We start from the raw sequence: 20,098 nt of genomic DNA, 5'->3' as shown, positions 1-20,098 counted from the left end.
ATGCGCGTCTTCCACTGGACACTGCGCGCGCTGCTCAGCCATTGGCGTCGCCACCCTGTGCAATTCTTCAGTGTGCTCACTGGCCTGTGGCTGGCCACCGCGCTGTTGACCGGCGTGCAAGCCCTCAACAGCCAGGCGCGGGACAGCTACGCGCGGGCCAGCCAGCTGATCGGCGGCGAACCCCAGGCCAGCCTCAGTGCGCCGGACGGTGCCAGCTTCCCCCAGGCGCTGTTTGCCGACCTGCGCCGCGCCGGGTGGCCGGTGTCGCCGGTGGTGCAGGGCCGCGTGCAGCTCAAGGGCCATGAAGACCAGCGCCTGCAAGTGATGGGCATCGACCCGGTGTCGTTGCCCGGCGGTGGCGCGCTGGCCGGGCAGACCCTGGACCGGGCGCAGATGGTCGCGTTCTTCAACCCGCCGGGACGCACCTGGATCGCGCCGCAGACCTTGCAGTCTCTGGGCCTGAAAGAGGGCGACCAGCCGCTGACAGCCGCCGGGCTCGCGCTGCCGCCGCTGCATGTTCAAGCGGACATGGCCCCCGGCGTCTTGCTGACCGATATCGGCTTCGCCCAACCGCTGCTGGACATGCCCCAACGCCTGTCGCGGTTGCTGCTGGACAAGGCCTTTGCCGCCGCGCATCCCGCCCTGCCGCCGGAACTGGGCGCGCAACTGCAGCTCAAGCAGGCCGAGGAAAACAACCTCGCGCGCCTCACTGAAAGCTTCCATCTGAACCTCGATGCGCTGGGCTTTCTGTCCTTTGTGGTGGGCCTGTTTATCGTGCATGCCGCCATCGGCCTGGCGCTGGAGCAGCGGCGCGGCCTGCTGCGAACCTTGCGGGCGTGCGGGATCAGTGCGCGGATGCTGATCCTCAGCCTGGCGGTGGAACTCGGTGGCCTGGCCGTGCTGGGTGGCCTGGCGGGCGTGGCCAGCGGGTACTTGCTGGCCAGCCTGTTGCTGCCGGATGTAGCCGCCAGCTTGCGCGGCCTGTATGGCGCCGAGTTGCCCGGCCAACTGAGCCTCAGCCCGCTGTGGTGGCTCAGTGGCCTGGGCCTGGGTTTGCTCGGCGCGTTGCTCGCCGGGGCCAGCAGCTTGTGGCGGGCGGCGCGTTTGCCGCTGCTGGCGCTGGCCAATGCCCAGGCCTGGCACCAGGCCCATGGGCGCTGGCTGCGACGCCAGGGCTGGGTGGCGGGTTTGGCCTTACTGCTTGCGCTGTTGGCACTGGTATTTGGCGATAGCCTGGCCAGTGGTTTTGTCTTGATGGCGGCCTTGTTGCTGGGCGCTGCGCTGGGCTTGCCGGTGGTGCTCAATGGCGTGCTCAAGGCGGTATTGGGGCGCAGCCGTTCGGTGCTGGGGCAATGGTTTCTCGCCGATTGCCGCCAGCAGTTGCCGGCCCTGAGCCTGGCGCTGATGGCCTTGCTGCTGGCGTTGGCCGCCAATATCGGCGCGGGCTCGATGACCTCGGGCTTTCGCCAGACCTTCAGCAACTGGCTGGAACAACGCCTGACCGCCGAGTTGTACCTCAACCCGCAAAACCCGGCCCAGGCCGAGGCGCTGCAAACCTGGCTGGTACAGCAGCCCCTGGTGCAGACAGTGCTGCCGACCTGGCAGGTTGCGGTGCAGTTGCAGGGGTGGCCGGCTGACCTGTTCGGCGTGGTCGACGACCCTACTTATCGCCAGCATTGGCCGTTGCTGGAAGCGGCGACGGACCCATGGGGCCAGTTGCTGCAGGACGACAGCCTGATGCTCAGTGAGCAAATGGCACGCCGGCTCAAGGTGCGGCTGGGCGATGTGGTCAGCATCCCCACGCCCCATGGTCCATGGTCGCCGAAGGTCGTGGGGATTTATGCCGACTACGGCAACCCCAAGGGCCACTTGCTGGTGAATTCGCGGCACCTGTTGCAGCACTGGCCGGGATTGTCGCCGGCGCGTTTCAACCTGCGGGTTTTGCCGGGCAACGTGCCGCCGCTGGTGCGTGCAGTACAGGAACGGTTTGCCCTCGAAGACAGCCGCATCGTCGACCAGCAGCAGCTCAAGGGCTGGTCGAGCCAGGTATTCGAACGAACTTTTGCCGCCACCGCCGCCCTTAACAGCCTGACCCTGGGCGTCGCCGGCGTGGCGTTGTTTATCAGCCTGCTGACCCAGAGCCAAAGCCGCCTCGGCCAGTTGGCGCCGTTGTGGGCGCTGGGCGTGACGCGCCGCCAATTGATGCTGCTCAACCTCGGCCAGACCTGGTTGCTGGCGGTGCTGACCCTGGTGCTGGCGTTGCCGCTGGGCTTGCTGCTGGCGTGGTGCCTGGACGTGGTGATCAACGTCCAGGCCTTCGGCTGGCGCCTGCCGTTGCAGGTGTTCCCGGGGCAATTGGCGCAACTGCTGGGTCTGGCGATGCTGGCCACCTTGCTGGCTTCGGCCTGGCCGTTGTGGCAGCTGTACCGCAGTCGCCCGGCGGATTTGCTGAGGACCTTTGCCAATGAAGATTAAGTACCTGCTATGGGCGACGTTCCTGCTGCTGGGCGCCTGCGACAAACCTCCTGCGCCTGAAGAAAGCTTCGCCGGGCTGGGCAGCCAGGCCGCGGACTTTGCCCAGGTGGTACCCGGCAAGGTCTTCAGCTTTCCCCAGGACCATGGCCCCCATGACGGCTATCGCATCGAATGGTGGTACCTCACCGCCAACCTGAAGGATGCCGAGGGCAATGCCTACGGCGTGCAATGGACGCTGTTTCGCAACGCACTCAAGGCCGGCCCGACACAACCGGGCTGGCACGACTCGACGATCTGGCTCGGCCACGCCGCCGTCACCTCGGCCACCCGCCATTACGCCAGCGAACGCTACGCCCGCGGCGGCGTGGGGCAGGCGGGGGCCCAGGCGGTGCCGTTCAATGCCTGGATCGATGACTGGAATTTCGCCACCCGCCCCGGTGCAGCCAGCCCCCTGGCGGACATGCAACTCAAGGCTGCAGGCGAGCATTTCAACTACGACCTGCACCTGACCTCCAGCCGCCCATTGGTGCTCCAGGGCGACAACGGCTACAGCCGCAAGTCCGACCAGGGCCAGGCGTCGTACTACTACAGCCAGCCGTTTTTCCAGGCAGATGGCCGCGTGACCATCGATGGAAAATCTTATCAAGTCAGCGGCAACGCCTGGCTCGATCGCGAATGGAGCAGCCAGCCCCTGACCGCCAGCCAGACTGGCTGGGACTGGTTCTCCCTGCACCTGGACAGTGGCGAGCAGTTGATGCTGTTTCGGGTGCGGCAGAAAGACGGGCCGTCGTACCTGACGGGTACCTGGATCGACAAAGAAGGCCACACACAGACCCTGCACAACCAGGATATTCAACTGACGCCGCTGGGCACGACCGCGATCGATGGGCGCAGCATTCCCACCCAGTGGTCATTGAAGATCCCGGGCAAACATCTGGATATCACCACGGAAGCGGTCAACCCAAAAGCCTGGATGAACCTGAGCATTCCTTACTGGGAAGGGCCGGTGATATTTCAGGGTGGGGTGGGGTATCTGGAGATGACGGGGTATTGAGTCCGACGATTTTTTGTAGGCCTTGATTACCTGCCAGGTAGGTGATTTCCCAAATGTAATTTCAGCTGTTCCAACCTTGTGTCCGGGCCGTGTTCGCCTGCCTATATTCCTGCGCCATATCCATTACATCAGGGATGTAAGTGATGGCGCAGGGATACATCAATGACCGCACCACGGACTACCTCAGTTTGAAATCCCGGTTACTGACCGGGGCCAGTGGGCAACTCTCCGATCAATTCGACGCGTTGAACCTGCATTTGCGTCAGGCAAGCCTGGTGACGCCGGGGCAGATGGTGATCGTTCCCGATGCCTACGCTGTGGCTTGCACTACTGATGATGCATGGTTGATGCGCCATGCCCAGGAGATTCAGCGCAATCTGGAGTTGGATGCCTCGGCTGGGGCGGCGGTGATCAATAACTATGATCTATTCCAGAGTTTATTGGCTTATAGCTCGGTGGGAGTCGGCAGTTCGACGGCGGCCTGGGGGCGACACCTGGACGAGGTTCAGCGCACTCTGGAAGAAATTGAGCGTTTGCATCAACAACTCAAGGATGGAGCCTTGAATAAGAAAGCGTTTATCCAGAAGCGGCAGATGTTGTTCCGGCGCTTGGATACTCAACTTCAAGGTGCGGCGCGATTTGGCACGAGCCTGAAAACCAATAAGTCACTGAAAAAAGTACTGGGTATTTCCACCAAGAGTTATCTGCACAAGAGTGAAATCGTGGGCTACACGCAGCGGATTCGCAGCATTGCCGAGACGTCGAGGTTTTTGGGCAAGGGGACGTATGTGGGGTTGGCGTTGGATGTGGGTGTGGCGGGGTTGGAGATCAAGGAAGCCTGTATGGAGGGGCGGGAGGCGATGTGTAGGCGGGCGAAGTATGTGGAGGGTGGGAAGTTGGTGGGCGGGGTGGGTGGAGCCGCTATTGGAGGGAATCTGGGGGCTGCACTCGGGAGACGTTTATGCGGGATAGTCATGGGGGTTGCGGTGAAAGGGCAGGGTGCGCTGGTCTGCGGGATCATCGGCGGTGCTGCCGGAGGTTATGCCGCCGGGAGTACGTTTGGGCGTGCCGGTGAATGGGGTGGAGAAATGATGGGTGACCTGATGTATCAGCCTGATGGGGCTTGATCATGTCTTATTATGATTTTTTCACTGTTACGTTGCTTTTATGGATGCTTATCAACTTGGGACTGTTGCTCTTCGTCGCGTACAGAAAACTCGATGAGTTGGAAAGCTATTTCACCGAAAACGAGGCCGTTCAACGCACCAAGCGTTTTTGGCGCAGGAATCTGCCGATCGACAAAACCATGCGAATGGTTGTGATCGTCGAGCTGCTGTCCATGCCAAAACGCCATTTGAAAAAGGGCGAGGTAACTGAGGCAGAGTTGACGTCCGTCCCCGTGGCCCTGAAGCGATGGGCAGTATGGCCCTATTACGGCGGAATGGTTTTGATGGTCCTGGCAATCATTTGGGAGGTCTGGTCCAAGCCATAGCCGAGGGGCTTTTTTTCGTTATTGCGCCAACGCCACCTTGAGTGGCAAGCGCGCCATACCGGTGTTTTTAAGCGAACCCAGATACAACCAGTCACCGTACTCACGTGCCGTGGTGACGGGCGAGTAGTTACCGCTGCTGCCATCCTGCAGGTTTGCGATGACCTTGCCGTTCACGTCCAGCCCGAGCACAAAGGCCTTACGCTCGATGGGCTTGGGCACCACCATCAGTGCCCGTACCATGATCTTGCGCATCAGCGGGTAGCCGGCAAAACCGTCGAGCAGCGGGTTGCGCGGTGAATACAAGGCAACCCAGAACCGGTCCTTGCCGTTGAAACTGAGGTTGTCCGGCAGGCCCGGCAGGTTGTCGATAAACAGGTCGTGGACGCCGGCCTTGTCGCCCTTGAGCCAGTAGCGGCTGATGCGATAGGCGCCGGTTTCGTTGACCAGCACATAGTCTTCGTTCGGCCCCAGGGCCACGCCATTGGCGAATTGCAACTGGTCCAGCAATACCTCGGTGTGGCCGGTGCTGAAGTCATACCGTAGCAAACGGCCGTCACCGCCGTGCTCGATCACCGCCTCGCCGTCTTCCCCATAACCCCATCGGCTTGATGCATCGCTGAAGTACGCATAACGCCCGGCGGCGTCGACGGTGACGTCATCGACAAAGCCAAACGGCAGGCCGGCGGCGCTGGTGGCCAGGGTGGTGAGATTGTGCTGGGTGTCGAGGGCGAGCAGGCCCTTGATCCCATCGGCAATGATCAACCGCCCGTCCGGATGCAGGGCCAGGCCCAGGGGGCGACCCTGGGTGTTGGTCAGCTCTTCGAGAACGTGGCTTTCGGGGGCCGTGCGGATGATGCGCCCGTCATGCAGGCCGGTGATGAGGAACCCTTTGCCATCCAGCAACAAGGCTTCGGGCCCGGCGATGTCCTGGGCGCCGGTTCTTTTCACGTCCTTGAGGCGCTGGTTTTCGGCGTAGGGCCCGTCCTTCAGGGATGGCGCCTTGGGCGGCGACCAGTTGACCGGTTGCACTTTGGTGGGCATCAGCAGCAGGAAGGCGACGATGGCGGTCAGGATCAGCAGGACCAGACGACCAACGTTGCTTGGACGGGTACTCATGACGATTCCTGGTGATCAGTGGTGGGCGGTTCCCAATGCAGGGTGCCGAACAGATAGTCCATCAGCGGCAGGACGATGTTGAAGTTGCGTCCCTGCATCAGTTCGCGCCGGTGATGCAGGGCGTGCAGGTGGTGCATCTGGCGGATCCACGGCAGGCGGGCCACGGGGTGGTCGGGGGGCAGGTGTTCGCAGGCGTGGAAAAACTCGTAGAGCAGGTAGCCGAGGATCATGCAGCCGGCGAACAGGCCGGCGACGTTGGGGTTGAGGTGTTTGAGCAGCCACCAGGCGGGGAGGGTGATGACCAGGCTGTGGACCAGGATGAGCCAGGCGGGGAACAGGATGACACGCCAGTCTCGAGGGCTGTCGTAGGTCATGTGATCGGGGGTGAAGAAGCTGTGGTGGTCGCCGGTGTGGCGGGCGTAGAACAGGCGGGCGAAGGTGTGTTTGTGATGGCCCAGGTGACGGTGGACGAGATAGATACACAGGTTGAAGAAAATCAGGGTGAGGGGGATGGCCAGCCATTCCAATAGCTGGATTTGCCGGGTGGTGGACCAGAACAGGCTGATGCAGAGCAGGCCGTAGCCGAAAACGAAACCAGCGTGGAGCCACGGGTTGTAGCAGGGGTGGATGCTGGCGCGGTAGGTGGTGCGGAAGGCCTCGGTGGGGTGAGTCATTGGGGGCGCTCGGTGCTGTTTTTGTTGGGGATGAGCGTAGTCGGGATTGGCGCATCTATCCTGCCGCCATAAAAATACTGTACATGCATACAGTTATGTCCTACATTCCATCCCAGGTGACCGGATGTCGCCGATCACCTGAGCTTCAATTTTTTAACTATGGATGGATAAAAAATGAAATCGAAAAAAGCGTTCATGCTCGGAGCCGCCATCGCGGCGTCCTGCTTCGTTTCGGCCTGCGCCCTGGCCGAACAATCTCCTGCACACTTGACGCCGCAACCGTTGCAGCAAGCCGTGCAACAAGCCCTCAAGAGTGGCGGCAACGTCACGGCGCAGAAGGCGTCGGCTGCCTTCCTGGACAAAATCAAAACCTCGCAGCAGCTGAAAAAGCCGGTGCAGGCTGCCAAGGCCTTGAGCGGGGTTGTGGTCGCCGAGCCTGTACAGGCAGATAGCGCCAAGGTGGATGCCCAGGCCGTGGCGGCCCAGGCGTTCACGCCGCTGTGCCAGACCCTCGGTATCAACCAGATGTATAACCTGGACGGTGTGCAAACCGGCAACGACGTCTGCTACCACTTCAACGTGCCGCAAAAAGCACGGGCGACAGTGATGCTGGTAGGGCAGAGTGCTGCCACCAACATGTCCCTGACCCTGTTCCAGGACGACGGCCAGAACAACATCACTTCTCTCGGCACGTCGGATAACCCGGGCAATGCCAACGAGGTGTTGGCTGGGGTACTGCCACCTGGCGACTACTACTGGTTCATGCATGCCAATTCCGCTGACGGTTCGCCGTTCAGTTTCGGCGTGGATATCAACATGACGATTGACGATTTCGAGTCTAACGACAGTTTCGAAACGGCTTATCAACTGCCGGATACCCTGAACTACGTCACGGGTAACTCCGACACGGCGACCGATGAAGACTACTTCTCCTTCAAGGCCCTGCGCGGGCAGAAGGTCAGTGCCTATTTCGACGGTGTGAACGAGAGCGATCGGGGCCAGTGGATTTCCGAGTATTTTGACGGCGTCAAATGGATCCCGATCAGCCCCAAGGCGAAAATCACCTGGCCAACGCCATCGGTTAATGGTGTGGTGAACGTACGGGTGCGGCCTAACCCGGCCGCAACCTGGAAGGCTACGGCGCGCTACAGGCTGTCGCTGGGCTCCACACCCGAGGTGTTGAGCCACAGTGTGCAAGGTGACAACGTGGTGCGGATCCCGGCTTCGGCCAATGACTACGACCCGTTCATGACCACCCAGGCGGCACGTGACTTGAGCTGGGCCGTGACCTGGGCCGACAGCACCGGTAAACGCCTGCAGGGATTGACCCCGTATCTGCAACTCGACAAGCACGTCAACCGTAATACCTACCTGCCGGTGTACATCCCTTACTACGGTTCGGTAACCGGCGTGTCGGGCGCGGCATCCGGTACGGTCAACCTGGGCAACTGCGCGGGTGAGGCGACTGTCAGGTATGTGTCCTACGACTCGGGTTACAAAAATACCTGGGAGACCAACTACAACTTCGCCGTCTGGCGCCTGCGCATCGAGGAGTACCCGGATGTCGGCGTGGGTGGCGACGCTACCCCGGTCAGCATGGCTCATATCTGCAGCCAGCGCGTGATCTCCAGTGAACGGTGATCAACCCTCCGCTTGATCCGTAACCCCGGCGCCAACTCTTCGGGTTGGCGCCCTCAGCAACCCTTCAAACTGCGCCTGAACCCGCCCTTCGTCGCAATGCGCCACATTAAATCGCATGAAATCCCGCAACCCCGGCTCATACCCGAACAACGCCCCCGGCGCCAACACCATCCCGCGTTTCAACCCGGCTTCAGCCAGCCGCTCACCATTTACCCCCGCCGGCAACCGCGCCCAGATAAACATCCCGCCCTCAAATCCCATCGGCAATTCACACCCGCAACGCCGCAGCCACTGCTCAACCCGCCCACCGGCCTCCAGCAGCCGCTGAACCATGCGCTTGCGATGCCGGGCATACCCACCCTCACTCAGCAGCCGATACACAATCTGTTCGAACAGCTCGGACGTTATGCCGCCGCTCATCAACTTCATATTGGTCAGATTCGCCGCCAATTGCGGCGCCGCCACCACATAACTGACCCGCGCATTCGCCGTCAGCACCTTCGAAAACCCCGACAGGTACGTCACCTGCTCCAATCCCGCCAAAGTCGCCAGGCGCGGCGGCGGGTTAGGGTGCAAATCCCCGTAAAGATCATCCTCAACGATATGGCAGCGATACTCCCGGGCCAGTTGCAACAACCGAAATGCCTGGCTCGGGCTGAATGAATGCCCGGTGGGGTTATGCAACACGCTGGTGGTCAGGTACAGGCTGGGACGATGCTCCGCCAACAACTGCTCCAACGCGACAAAATCAAACCCGTCAGGCCGCCGGGCGATCGTCACCACCTTGACCCCATGCAACGCCAGGTTCGCGTGGAAGTTGAAATAACACGGTGCATCCAGCAGCACCGTGTCCCCGGGCCGCGCCAGCAGGCGCATGAGCATGTCCAGGCCTTGCACCGTGTTGGGCGTGGTGATGATTTGTTCCACCGGCACCGACAACCCTTCACCGTGCAGTTTCTGTTGCAGCGCCTGGCGCAACGGCAGCAGGCCCGCCGGGGTGCCCAGCCCGGCGATGCGCAGGGTAGGGGCGCGGACTGCGCTGCGCATGGCCTGGCGCAGGGCTTCGGAATCCAGCCAGTCTTCCGGCAGATGGCCGCCGCCGGGGCGCAGGTCGCCCTGGGCCATGGCCAGGGGGCGGCGCAGTACGCTGAGCAAGTCCTGGGGCAGCAAGTCGACCCAGGTGCTGGACGACGGCTGTGCCAGGCTGCTGGCGACAAAGTGCCCGCGGCCCTGGCTGGAGGTCAGGAGGTGACGCCCGCGCAGGCGATCCAGCGCTTCATTCATGGTGAATTTTCCGACGCCCAGCAAGGCTCCCAACTCACGCACCGAAGGCAGTTTGCTGCCAGCGGCCAATTCGCCTTGCTCGATCGCATGGGCCAGGGCATCGACGATCTGCTGCACCTTCGGTGCTCGGTCATGAAAGTGAATCGCAGGAATGGGCATCACACTGTCCTTAAGTTTGCCGCCAACTTCACCGGTAAAGTCTGCGCGTATATCCGTAGAGTTTACCTGCCTGTGGCGGCACGTGCGCCCTAGACTGCAAGCCCTCTTTCCTGCTGTGAAATTCCACGCCATGGCCACCGCGCTGACGCTGTCTTCGTTTTTGTATTTCCTGCTGCTGTGCACCACCCTGGCCTTCAGCCCCGGGCCCATGACCTTGTTGTTGCTCAGCCTCGGCCTGAAGGACGGCCTGCGCCGCTCCCTGCCGGCGCAGTTCGGGGCGAGTGTTTCCTACCTGGTGTCGATCCTGATCTTTGCCGTGGGTTTTTCCGAGCTGATCAAGGATTACCCGCTGATCACCCGGATCATCCAGGTGGTAGGCGTGGCCTACATCCTTTACCTGGCCTACAAGCAATGGACCAGCAGCGGAGTGACCATCAAGACCAACGATGCAACTGCGGAAAATGCCCGCAGTCTTTTCGGCAAGGGCCTGCTGACCGGGTTGTCGAATCCCAAGGCGATCATTCTGTTCAGCGCGGTATTCCCGCAGTTCGCCGCCATCGGCCAGGGCAGCGCCGCCGCCGACATCGCGATCCTCGGCCTGACCTTCCTGCTGCTGCAATTTGCCAGCGGGTGCCTGTATTGCTACTTCGGCCAGCGCATCAAGCACGTGCTGGAAAACCCCAAGCGCCGGGTGTTGCTGCAACGGGCCACGGCGGTGTTGCTGCTGGGGGTGGCGCTGATGCTGGCCAGGGGCTTTTCCAGCTGAAGGTCAGCTTATGAGCGGTAGTGGCGATCTGCCGGTGCCCTGATAGACTTCGGGCATTCATCCAGGATCAAGCCAGACATGCCAGCCGCAGGAGGAAACGGACTTTCGCTCGCTTCACGCTTGTACAAGTCGCGCACCCTGGGATTGACCCTCGGGTTTGTCTGTGTGGCCGCCGCCATCTACCCGCTGGATAAATCCGCTTGGGTCTGGGGAGTGATGATCGCCAATGCCTTCATCTGGCCGCATGTGGCCTACCAATGGTCGCGGCACTCGAAAAACTCCCTGCGCTCGGAACACCGCAACCTGCTGTTCGACTCGTTTTGCGGCGGGTTCTGGGTTGGCGCCATGCAGTTCAACCCGCTGCCCAGCGTGACCACCTTGTCGATGATGACCATGAACAACGTCGCCATCGGCGGCCCGCGCTTCATGCTCGCCGGTTGGGTGGCCCAGGCGCTGGGCATCGGCGCCTCGATGCTGGTGTTCACTCCGGCGGTGACCGCCCTCACCAGTGAAGTGCAGCTCTACGCCTGCCTGCCGATCCTGATGCTGTATCCCCTGGCGCTGGGCTGGATCTGTTACCGGCAAGCGATCACCCTGGCCCGGCACAAGCGCGAGTTGCTGGCCCTGAGCCGCACCGACAGCCTGTCGGGCCTGCTCAACCACGGCGCCTGGAAAGACCACCTGGAAATCGAGTTCCAGCGCTGCCGCCGCGACCAGCAGGGCGCCGCCATCGCGCTGATCGACATCGACCACTTCAAGACCATCAACGACACCTACGGCCATGTCACCGGCGATATCGTGCTGCGTCAATTGAGCAAAGTGCTGCGCCAGAACCTGCGGGCCACTGACCTGGCCGGGCGCTACGGTGGCGACGAATTCTGCGTGATCCTGCCGGACATGCCCCTGAACCGCGCCACCGAGGTGATGGACGCCCTGCGTGATCGCTTCAACTCCCTGGCCTACGCACAGGACCCGACCTTGCGCGCCAGCCTGAGCATCGGCCTGGCGCCATACCGGCCGGCACACGCCGACGCCACCAGTTGGCTGAACGATGCCGACCAGGCCTTGTACGAGGCCAAGAGCAGCGGGCGCAACCGGGTCAGTTCGGTGCAGGGAAGTTGGCTGAGGTCGATCTGAGGATCAACAAATCGGTATTTGTCAGGTAGGGTGGAGCGCTACCTCCCAACAAAAAACAAGGATCGGTTCATGCTCTTCAACTTCCCGCGTACCTTGCTGGCGGCCACCCTGGCGCTGTCTTTCGCCATGCCGGCCTTCAGCGCCGAACCCCACAAACAGATCCAGGCCGATTCCGAGCAGTACAAGGCCGACGCCTTGAAACTGCTGGAGCGCCTGGTGAATATCGATTCGGGCTCCGGCTACGAGCCGGGCCTGACCCAAGTGCGTGACATCGCCGTCGATGAGCTCAAGCAACTGGGTTTCAGCATCCAGCTGGTGCCGGATGCCGCCGCTCATAACAGCCATGTCATCGCCACCCTCAAGGGCACCGGCAAGGCCAGGATCCTGCTGATGGCCCACATGGACACTGTGTTCAAGGAAGGCTCGGCGGCTGCCCGGCCGTTCCACATCAAGGACGGCCGCGCCTATGGCCCGGGCGTAATGGATGACAAGGGCGGCATCGTCGCCGGCATCTACGCCTTGAAAGTCCTGAAAAACCAGGGCTTCAAGGACTACGCACAAATCACCTTCCTGCTGGACGCCAGCGAAGAAACCGGCACCGACGGCGCGTCCGAGCTGATCCGCAACACCGCCAAGGGCCACGACGTGACGCTCAACCTGGAACCAGGTCGCCCGGCCGATGGCCTGGTGGTATGGCGCAAAGGCAGCGCCACCGCCGTGGTCGAGGTCAAGGGCAAGGCCGCCCACGCCGGCGTCGCCCCGGAATTGGGGCGCAACGCGGCGATGGAAGCGGCGCACCAGATTCTGCAACTGGGCAAGCTGGGGGATGCCGAGAAGAAAACCACCATCAACTTCACCGTGATCAACTCCGGCGACCGGGTCAACGTGATCCCCGACCAGGCCACCGCCAAGGCGGATGTACGGGCGGCGTTGCCGGAAGAGTTTGACCGGATCGAGAAAGACCTGGCACGGGTCTCGGCCAACAAGCTGATCCCCGAGACTGAAGTGACCACCAGTTTGCACCGTGGCCTGCCGCCGATGCCGCAGACGCCGGAGTCGGACAAGCTGGTGGCGATTGCCCAGGGGATTTATGGCGAGTTGGGGCGCAAGCTGACCATTGAGGGCAGCGGCGGGGCGGCGGATGCGAGCTTGTCGGCTGGCGTGGGTACGCCGACCCTGGACGGGTTCGGGATTGTCGGGGGCAATATCCATACGCCGGAGGAATATGCCGAGGTGGAGAGCGTGGCGCCGCGGATTTATCTGCTGAGCCGGATGATCATGGAGCTCTCCAAGCGCTGACTTAAAAACGCCACACCTCTAAATGTGGGAGCGGGCTTGTGTGGGAGCGGGCTTGCTCGCGAATGCGGTCTATCAGTCGACATCTGCTTATCTGGTACACCGCTTTCGCGAGCAAGCCCGATCCCACATTGGTTTGTGGTGTTGGTTGGATCAGGTTGCAGGCACCACTTCCCGGGTCTTCTCCCGCCCCAGCACCAAACTGCACAACGCCGGCAAGAACAGCAACGTCAACACTGTCCCCACCAGCACCCCGCCAATCAACACATACGCCAGCGACGACCAGAACACCGACAGTGTCAGCGGAATAAACGCCAGCGCCGCCGCCAGCGCGGTCAGGATCACCGGGCGTGCCCGGCGCACCGTGGCCTCGATGATCGCCTCGCGAATCACCATGCCCTGGTCCTGGTTCTGCCGAATCTGGTCGGTAAAGATCAGCGTATTGCGCATCAGGATCCCGCCAATCCCGATCAGCCCCAATATTGCGTTGAACCCGAACGGCTGGTTGAACAGCAGCAACGTCGGCACCGCCCCGATCAGCCCCAGCGGCGCGGTGGCGAACACCATGAACATCACCCCGAACGAACGCACCTGGAACATGATCACGGTCAACGTCAGCAGAATCATGATCGGGAACAGTGCCGCCAGCGCCACGTTGGCCTTGGCGCTTTCCTCCACCGGGCCGCCGATGACGATCTGATACCCGGACGGCAGCTTGGCGATCAGGGGTTGCAGGTCCTTGTACACCGCCATTTCCACATCTGGCGGCTGGGTGCCGTCGACGATGTCGGCGCGCACTTCCACGGTCAGTGCGCGATTGCGGCGCTTGAGGATCGGTTCTTCCATCACCGCCTGGAAATGCCCGACCTGGGCCAATGGCACCGAGACGCCGGCACTGTTGGTCAGGGTCATATTGTCCAGGTTGCCGAGGTCTTCGCGCTGGCTGCCCTGGGAGCGGGCAACCACTGAAACGGTGCGATTGCCTTCGCGCACTTCGGTAATCGGGTTGCCGCTGAGCAACGCGTTGAGCTGGGATTTCACCCCGTCGGGGGTAAAGCCCAGCAGGCGCAGGCGGTCCTGGTCGAGTACCAGGCGGTAACTGCTGGCGCGCTCGCCCCAGTCGAGGAAGCTGTCCCGCGTGAGTGTGTTGGCCGCGACCACTTGGCGCACATCTTCAGCCAGGCTGCGCAGCACATTCAGGTCGGGACCGGACACGCGAAACACCACCGGGAAGGGCACCGGCGGGCCGAATACCAACTGGGTGACGCGCACCCGCGCCGATGGAAATTCGCCGGCCGCGATGCGTTCAGCCATGCGTTTTTTCAGGCTGTCCCGGGCATGGGCGTCGGCGGTCTGCACGATCAGCTTGGCGAAGGCGGGGTCTGGCAGCTCAGGGTTCAGCGACAGGAAAAACCGTGGTGCACCACCGCCGACATAGGTGTCGACCATCACGGTTTGCGGCTCCTCCATCAACGCCTTTTCCACCTGCGCCGCTACCGCCTCGGTGCTTTTGAAGGCGCTGCCCGGTGGCATGTACACCTCAAGAATCAGCTCGGAACGGTCGGAGTTGGGAAAGAACTGCTTCTTCACCACGCCCATGCCCAGGCCACACAGCACAAAGGCCGCCACCACCAACCCGGTGACCAGCCAGCGTCTGCGCACGCAAGCGTCCACCAGGCGCCGCAGTTTCTGGTAATAGCGCCCGGCGTAAATTGCATCGTGGCCGCCGACAACCGGCTCGATCTGCGGCAACAGCTTGACCCCCAAGTACGGGGTGAACACCACCGCCACCAGCCACGACGCGATCAGCGCAAAACCGACGATCCAGAAAATATTCCCGGCATACTCACCGGCCCCCGAGCGGGCAAAACCCACCGGCAAGAAGCCGATAATCGTCACCAGGGTGCCGGTGAGCATCGGCGCGGCGGTGGAACTCCAGGCGAAGGTGGCCGCGTGGATCCGGTCAAAACCTTCCTCGAGTTTGACCACCATCATCTCGATCGCAATGATCGCGTCGTCCACCAGCAGGCCCAGGGAAATGATCAACGCACCCAGGGTCACCCGGTCGAATTCGCGACCGGTCATCAACATGATCACAAACACGATCGACAAGGTCAGCGGCACCGCAGCGGCCACCACCAGGCCGACGCGGAACCCCAGGGCCAGCAGGCTGATGACCATCACCACCGCGAGGGCGACGAAGAACTTCAGCATGAACTCGTTGACCGCCAGGCTGATGTTTTTCGCCTGGTCGGAGACCTTGGCGAAGTTGACCCCCAGCGGCAGGTCGGCCTGGATTTTCGCTTCCTGGGCCTTGAGGGCCTTGTCCAGTTCCAGGCCGTTCCAGTGCTTCTCCATGATCACCCCGAGCATCAGCGAGGGGTCGCCCTGATGACGGATACGGTAGCTGGGCGGGTCTTCATAACCCCGGCTGACGGTGGCCACATCGGCGATGCGCAGCAGCTTGCCGTTGGCTTCCAGCGGGACGTTTTCGATCAGCGCCAGGCTGTCGAAGGCCCCGTCGATGCGGATATAGGCGCGTGCCCCGGCGGTCTCGACAAAGCCTGAAGGCGCCACGGCATTCTGGGCGGCGAGGGCGGCGAAGATCTGCTCGGGCTTGATGCCCAAGGTGGCCAGGCGCTCATAGGAAAACTCGACGAAGATCCGCTGCGCCTGTTCGCCGAGGATATTGACCTTCTTCACTCCCGGCAGATTGAGCAGGCCCTGGCGCATGTCCTCGGCCATTTGCACCAGTTGCCGGTGGGGCAGGTGTTCGGCCTCCAGCGCGTACAGGGAAAAGTACACGTCGGAGTATTCATCGTTGAAAAACGGCCCGATCACCCCCTTGGGCAACTTCGCGGCTTCGTCGCTGAGCTTTTTGCGGGTCTGGTAGAACAGGTCCTGGATCTCGCTGGGACGGGTGGACTCCAGGTACGTCATGCGCATCGAGACGAAGCCCGGTTGAGCGATGGTTTCGACGCGGTCGTAATAGTCCAGCTCCTGCAGGCGTTTTTCCAGGCGGTCGGCCACTTGCTCCTGCATCTCTTTCGCGGTGGCGCCGGGCCAGGCGGCGGTGATGGTCATGACCTTGACGGTGAACGAAGGGTCTTCGGCGCGCCCCAGTTTGCCAAAGGCAAAGACCCCGGCGGCGAGGATCGCGATGATCAGGAACAGCGTGACCGCGCGATGCTTGACCGCCAGTTCGGAGAGGTTGATCCCGCGCATTATCAGTGTTCCTGCTGACGGTTGAGGGCCAATACCTGGGCCGGCAACAGGCGTACCGCGTCACCGCTGTGCAGCAGGTGCGCGCCGAGGGCGACGACTACTTGGCCAGGGTCCACGCCACTGTCCAGCAACGCGTCCTCCTGGCCGAGGCTGGCGACGTTGACCGGGGCGAAGCTGACCTTGTCATCGGCGCCAATCACCCACACACCGGTGCCTTTGCCGGCATCCTGCAGTGCGCCGATGGGCACGCGGGTCTGTTGCGCCTGGCCGTTACCTTGCAGGCGCACGGTGATGGTCGAGCCGAGAGCGAAGCGGTCGACGGGGCCATGCAATACATAGCGGGCCCGGTAGGTGCGGGTGGTCGGGTCGGCGCTGGCAGACAGCTCGCGCAACGTGGCGGTCACTGCCTGCTCAGGGACGCCGAAGGGGAACGCCAGGGCTTTTTGCGAAGCCTGGTCGCGCTGGTTTTCCGGCAGGTTGACGATGGCTTCCCGGGCGCCGTCGTGGGCCAGGCGCGCCACCACTTGCCCCTCGGCGACCACTTGGCCGCGGTCCACCCGCACGTCGGTGATGATGCCGTCGCTGTCGGCCCTGAGCACCGAGTAGGTGCGGCGGTTTTCGATCTGGCTGGCGTCGGATTGCGCGGAGGCCAGTTCGGCTTCGGCCACCCGCAGATTGGTGGCGGACTGGTCGAAAATCTGCCGCGACACGGCGCCGGTATTGGCCAGGCGCTGGTAGCGGGATTCATCGTCCCGGCGTTGGCGCAGTTGCGCCTGGGCCGCATTGACGCGGTTTTTTGCCGAACGCAGGGCCAGTTCGAAGTCGCCGATATCCAGCACCAGCAAAGTGTCGCCACGGTTGACGTGCTGGCCGGGATCAACCTTGCGCTCGATCACCTTGCCGCTGACGCGGAACCCCAGGTCACTTTCCGTGCGTGCGGCCACTACGCCGGTGTAGGCGCTTTGCTGGCTGCCCGCGGCTTCGACCTTGGCGGCCAGCACCGGGCGGGGCAGGGGCGCTTCGGCGACGGGGTCGGCCTTGTTGTTGCAGCCACTGAGTACCGCCAGCAGGGCCAGGGGGGTGAGAAGACGCAGGGGGAGAGGGTTCATGTCGGGCTCCGTGGGGCGGGGTGAGCTAAAAATTACGCTTGTAATATTTGTCGCCATATTATGGTCGAAATATAAAATAATCCAGCCCGCGAGTATTTGTTCCACTGGTGGGACGATCAGGGCCGGTTTTGCCGTCTAGCGCGGAATTGGTATCGGATTTAAGGTGTATCCATTACTGGAGACACATATGAAAAAGATCATCGGCATCTACACCAGCCCACGCGGCCATTGGGTCGGCGACGGCTTTCCGGTTCGCACGCTGTTTTCCTACGACACCATGGGCAAGCAGATCAGCCCGTTCCTGTTGCTGGATCACGCCGGTCCTGCGGCGTTCACCCCGACCGAGCAACGTCGTGGCGTGGGCCAGCATCCTCATCGCGGCTTTGAAACCGTGACCATCGTCTACAAGGGCGAAGTCGAGCACCGCGATTCCACCGGCGCCGGCGGCACCATCGGCCCGGGCGATGTGCAATGGATGACAGCCGCCAGGGGCATCATTCACGAGGAGTTTCACTCCGAGGCGTTCGCCCGCAGCGGCGGCGCCCTGGAAATGGTCCAGTTGTGGGTCAACCTGCCGGCCAGGGACAAAATGACCGATGCCGGTTACCAGACCATCCTCGATGGCGATATTCCGACGCTGCCCCTGGCCGACAACGCCGGCAGCCTGCGCTTGATCGCGGGCGAGTTCGACGGGGTCAAAGGCCCGGCTCGCACCTTCACACCGATCGACGTGTGGGATATGCGCCTCAAAGCCGGCCGCTCTGTGACGCTGGACCTGCACGCCGGGTGCAACACCGCGCTGGTGGTGTTGCGCGGCACGGTGCGGATCAACGGCACTGAAGTGGCGCGGGAAGGGCAGTTGGCACTGTTCGAGCGCGATGGCACGCAACTGCGCCTCGAGTCCAGCGACGACGCCATGGTGCTGTTGCTCAGCGGCGAGCCGATCGACGAACCCATCGTCGGCCACGGCCCGTTTGTGATGAACACCGAGCAGGAAATCCACCAGGCGTTTGCCGACTATCAGTCCGGGCAATTCGGGCAGATGCAGCGCTAGGGCGCTATACCCTCCAAAGGCATTTCATGCGATCTTCATGGCATTCGCCCTGGAGTCGCCTGAATGCCCTCATTTATCTCTGATCACCCGATGTTCTGTGCCTTGGCGCTGGTGCTGATCGACATTGCCGTATGGCGCTTGATCTCTGCCGATTTCGCCAATTGGAAGCTGGCGGCGCGGCTGGTGATCTTTGCGGTGTTCAGCGCTGTGCTGTTCAACGAAGGCATGAACCCGATGCAGGTCGCGCCGTTCGGCGACAACGTGGCGCTGCATTTGGCGGCAACGGCGTTCCAGATCGGCTGGTGGCTGTTTGCGGCGCGCACCCTCACGGTATTGCTCGGCGCGGTGATGATGCAGCGGGTCGGCCACACCGGGCGGCTGTTGCAGGATCTGGTGGGCGCGGTGATCTTCCTGATCGCGATCATCGCCGCCATGGCCTACGTGCTCGACCTGCCGGTCAAGGGCGTGCTGGCCACTTCCGGTGCGGTGGCAATCATCGTCGGCCTGGCGTTGCAAAGCACCTTGAGCGACGTGTTTTCCGGCATCGTGCTCAATACCACCAAACCCTACCAACTGGATGACTGGATCTCCATCGACGGCACCGAAGGCCGGGTGATCGACATCGACTGGCGCGCCACCCAACTGCAAACCTCCCAGGGCAGCCTGGCGGTGGTGCCCAACTCGTTGGCGGCCAAGGCCAAGATCATCAACTTCTCACGTCCCGCAGATATGTTTGGCTTGGCGGTCAGCCTGCAAGTCAGCCCCCATGCGCGGCCCCAAACCGTGCTGGATGCGCTGGAGCGGGCTATGCAGGGGTGTCGGCCGTTGTTGGCCAAGCCGGCGCCGAGTGTGGCGTTCAAGACGTCGGCCAGTGGTGGCGTGGAGTATGAGATCAGCGGGTTTGTGCCGGCCATGGCGCTCAAGCGTGAGGTGCGCAATCAGCTTTATGATTTGGCGTTTCGGCATTTGCAGGCGGCGGGGGTGAGCTTGTTGTCGGCGGCCGAGAGTAATGCGCCGGTGGCGGTTTCCCGGGCTCGGGCGTTGTTGGAGAGCTCATCTATTTTCTCGACGTTGAGGCAGGAGGAGAAGGAGACATTCAGCCAGAACATGATGCTGCAGACCTTTCGCGCCGGGGACATGATTTTGCCGGCGGGGGAGGTGAGTGATCACCTGTTTATCATCGAGTCCGGGGTGATTTCGGTGATGTTGACCAAGGCCGGGCACAAGTTTGAAGCCGGGCGGATGGGGCCTGGGGAGGTGATTGGTGAGGCCGGGATTCTTTCGGAGCAGGGTGTGCCTGCGGACTTTTCGGCGAAGACGTTTTGTACGTTGTATCGGATTGAGAAGGAGTATCTGAAGCCTTGTCTGGATGCTCGGCATGACATCAGTGAGGCTATGAAAAGTTTGTTGGATTTCAGGTTGCATGCGGCTCAGAGTTTGACGCAGGAGGCGCCTGTGGTGCCGGTTAAGAAGGGGTTTATGCAGTGGCTGCGGAGTCGGGCCTGAAGGTGTACATATCCGTTGCTGCGGTAACGGCCACTTAGGGTTCCGCTCTTACAGCGGGTCACTTTTGGCAAACGCCCCAAAAGTAACCAAAAGGTCTTTGCCCCACCACT

The 20,098-nt window shown here is 62.2% G+C and carries 15 protein-coding genes; 10 read left to right on the top strand and 5 right to left on the bottom strand.

Annotated elements, in window-relative coordinates:
- From A462_RS28825 to A462_RS28840, 4 genes are all read left to right on the top strand, one after another.
- On the top strand, positions 1-2,475 hold the full coding sequence (locus A462_RS28825) for an ABC transporter permease (protein ID WP_008431379.1): 2,475 nt from the start codon (positions 1-3) through the stop codon (positions 2,473-2,475).
- On the top strand, positions 2,465-3,529 hold the full coding sequence (locus A462_RS28830; protein WP_008431377.1) for a lipocalin-like domain-containing protein: 1,065 nt from the start codon (positions 2,465-2,467) through the stop codon (positions 3,527-3,529). The genes A462_RS28825 and A462_RS28830 overlap by 11 nt, the downstream gene beginning before the upstream one ends.
- A gap of 143 nt (positions 3,530-3,672) precedes the next feature.
- Positions 3,673-4,656 (top strand): hypothetical protein, encoded by a 984-nt coding sequence (locus tag A462_RS28835; protein ID WP_008431375.1) that lies wholly within the window; start codon positions 3,673-3,675, stop codon positions 4,654-4,656.
- Positions 4,657-4,658: 2 nt separating this feature from the next.
- On the top strand, positions 4,659-5,021 hold the full coding sequence (locus A462_RS28840) for a hypothetical protein (protein WP_003210265.1): 363 nt from the start codon (positions 4,659-4,661) through the stop codon (positions 5,019-5,021).
- Positions 5,022-5,039: 18 nt separating this feature from the next.
- Here A462_RS28840 and A462_RS28845 read toward each other — a convergent pair whose 3' ends face one another.
- Both A462_RS28845 and A462_RS28850 read right to left on the bottom strand, forming a co-directional pair.
- Positions 5,040-6,137 (bottom strand): SMP-30/gluconolactonase/LRE family protein, encoded by a 1,098-nt coding sequence (locus tag A462_RS28845; RefSeq protein WP_003210263.1) that lies wholly within the window; start codon positions 6,135-6,137, stop codon positions 5,040-5,042.
- A complete protein-coding gene (locus A462_RS28850) occupies positions 6,134-6,811 on the bottom strand; it encodes a sterol desaturase family protein (RefSeq protein ID WP_003210261.1) in 678 nt (225 codons plus the stop codon). The genes A462_RS28845 and A462_RS28850 overlap by 4 nt, the downstream gene beginning before the upstream one ends.
- Before the next feature lie 174 nt (positions 6,812-6,985).
- Between A462_RS28850 and A462_RS28855 the strand changes: the two genes are divergently transcribed.
- Positions 6,986-8,452, top strand: a complete 1,467-nt coding sequence (locus tag A462_RS28855; RefSeq protein ID WP_008431371.1) for a hypothetical protein — start codon at positions 6,986-6,988, stop codon at positions 8,450-8,452.
- Here the strand turns inward: A462_RS28855 and A462_RS28860 are convergent, their stop codons facing one another.
- Complete coding sequence (locus tag A462_RS28860; RefSeq protein WP_008431368.1) at positions 8,453-9,895, bottom strand: aminotransferase-like domain-containing protein; 1,443 nt, start codon at positions 9,893-9,895, stop codon at positions 8,453-8,455.
- A 130-nt stretch (positions 9,896-10,025) separates the two neighbouring features.
- On the opposite strand from A462_RS28860, the gene A462_RS28865 reads away from it, so the two are divergent.
- The 3 genes from A462_RS28865 (at position 10,026) to A462_RS28875 (ending at position 13,097) form a co-directional block, all read left to right on the top strand.
- Positions 10,026-10,661, top strand: coding sequence for a LysE family translocator (locus A462_RS28865; RefSeq protein WP_008431366.1), 636 nt, complete (start codon positions 10,026-10,028; stop codon positions 10,659-10,661).
- A 78-nt stretch (positions 10,662-10,739) separates the two neighbouring features.
- On the top strand, positions 10,740-11,798 hold the full coding sequence (locus A462_RS28870; protein WP_023658718.1) for a diguanylate cyclase: 1,059 nt from the start codon (positions 10,740-10,742) through the stop codon (positions 11,796-11,798).
- 69 nt (positions 11,799-11,867) lie between these two features.
- Positions 11,868-13,097, top strand: a complete 1,230-nt coding sequence (locus tag A462_RS28875; RefSeq protein WP_003210251.1) for a M20/M25/M40 family metallo-hydrolase — start codon at positions 11,868-11,870, stop codon at positions 13,095-13,097.
- Positions 13,098-13,247: 150 nt separating this feature from the next.
- Here the strand turns inward: A462_RS28875 and A462_RS28880 are convergent, their stop codons facing one another.
- Both A462_RS28880 and A462_RS28885 read right to left on the bottom strand, forming a co-directional pair.
- On the bottom strand, positions 13,248-16,319 hold the full coding sequence (locus A462_RS28880; protein WP_008431365.1) for an efflux RND transporter permease subunit: 3,072 nt from the start codon (positions 16,317-16,319) through the stop codon (positions 13,248-13,250).
- 2 nt (positions 16,320-16,321) lie between these two features.
- Entirely contained in the window at positions 16,322-17,428 is a 1,107-nt protein-coding gene (locus A462_RS28885; protein ID WP_008431363.1) for an efflux RND transporter periplasmic adaptor subunit, read from the bottom strand.
- Positions 17,429-17,615: 187 nt separating this feature from the next.
- Here A462_RS28885 and A462_RS28890 point away from each other — a divergent pair, with 187 nt between their 5' ends.
- Positions 17,616-18,482, top strand: coding sequence for a pirin family protein (locus tag A462_RS28890; RefSeq protein ID WP_008431361.1), 867 nt, complete (start codon positions 17,616-17,618; stop codon positions 18,480-18,482).
- Between the two features lie 63 nt (positions 18,483-18,545).
- The gene (locus tag A462_RS28895) at positions 18,546-19,988 is read left to right on the top strand and encodes a mechanosensitive ion channel domain-containing protein (RefSeq protein ID WP_008431358.1); all 1,443 of its coding nucleotides are present in this window, start codon (positions 18,546-18,548) and stop codon (positions 19,986-19,988) included.
- Positions 19,989-20,098 lie beyond the last annotated feature (110 nt).

The organism is Pseudomonas sp. Ag1 (assembly GCF_000278565.1).
Lineage (GTDB): Bacteria > Pseudomonadota > Gammaproteobacteria > Pseudomonadales > Pseudomonadaceae > Aquipseudomonas.
This window is presented reverse-complemented; position numbering and strand designations above follow the sequence as displayed.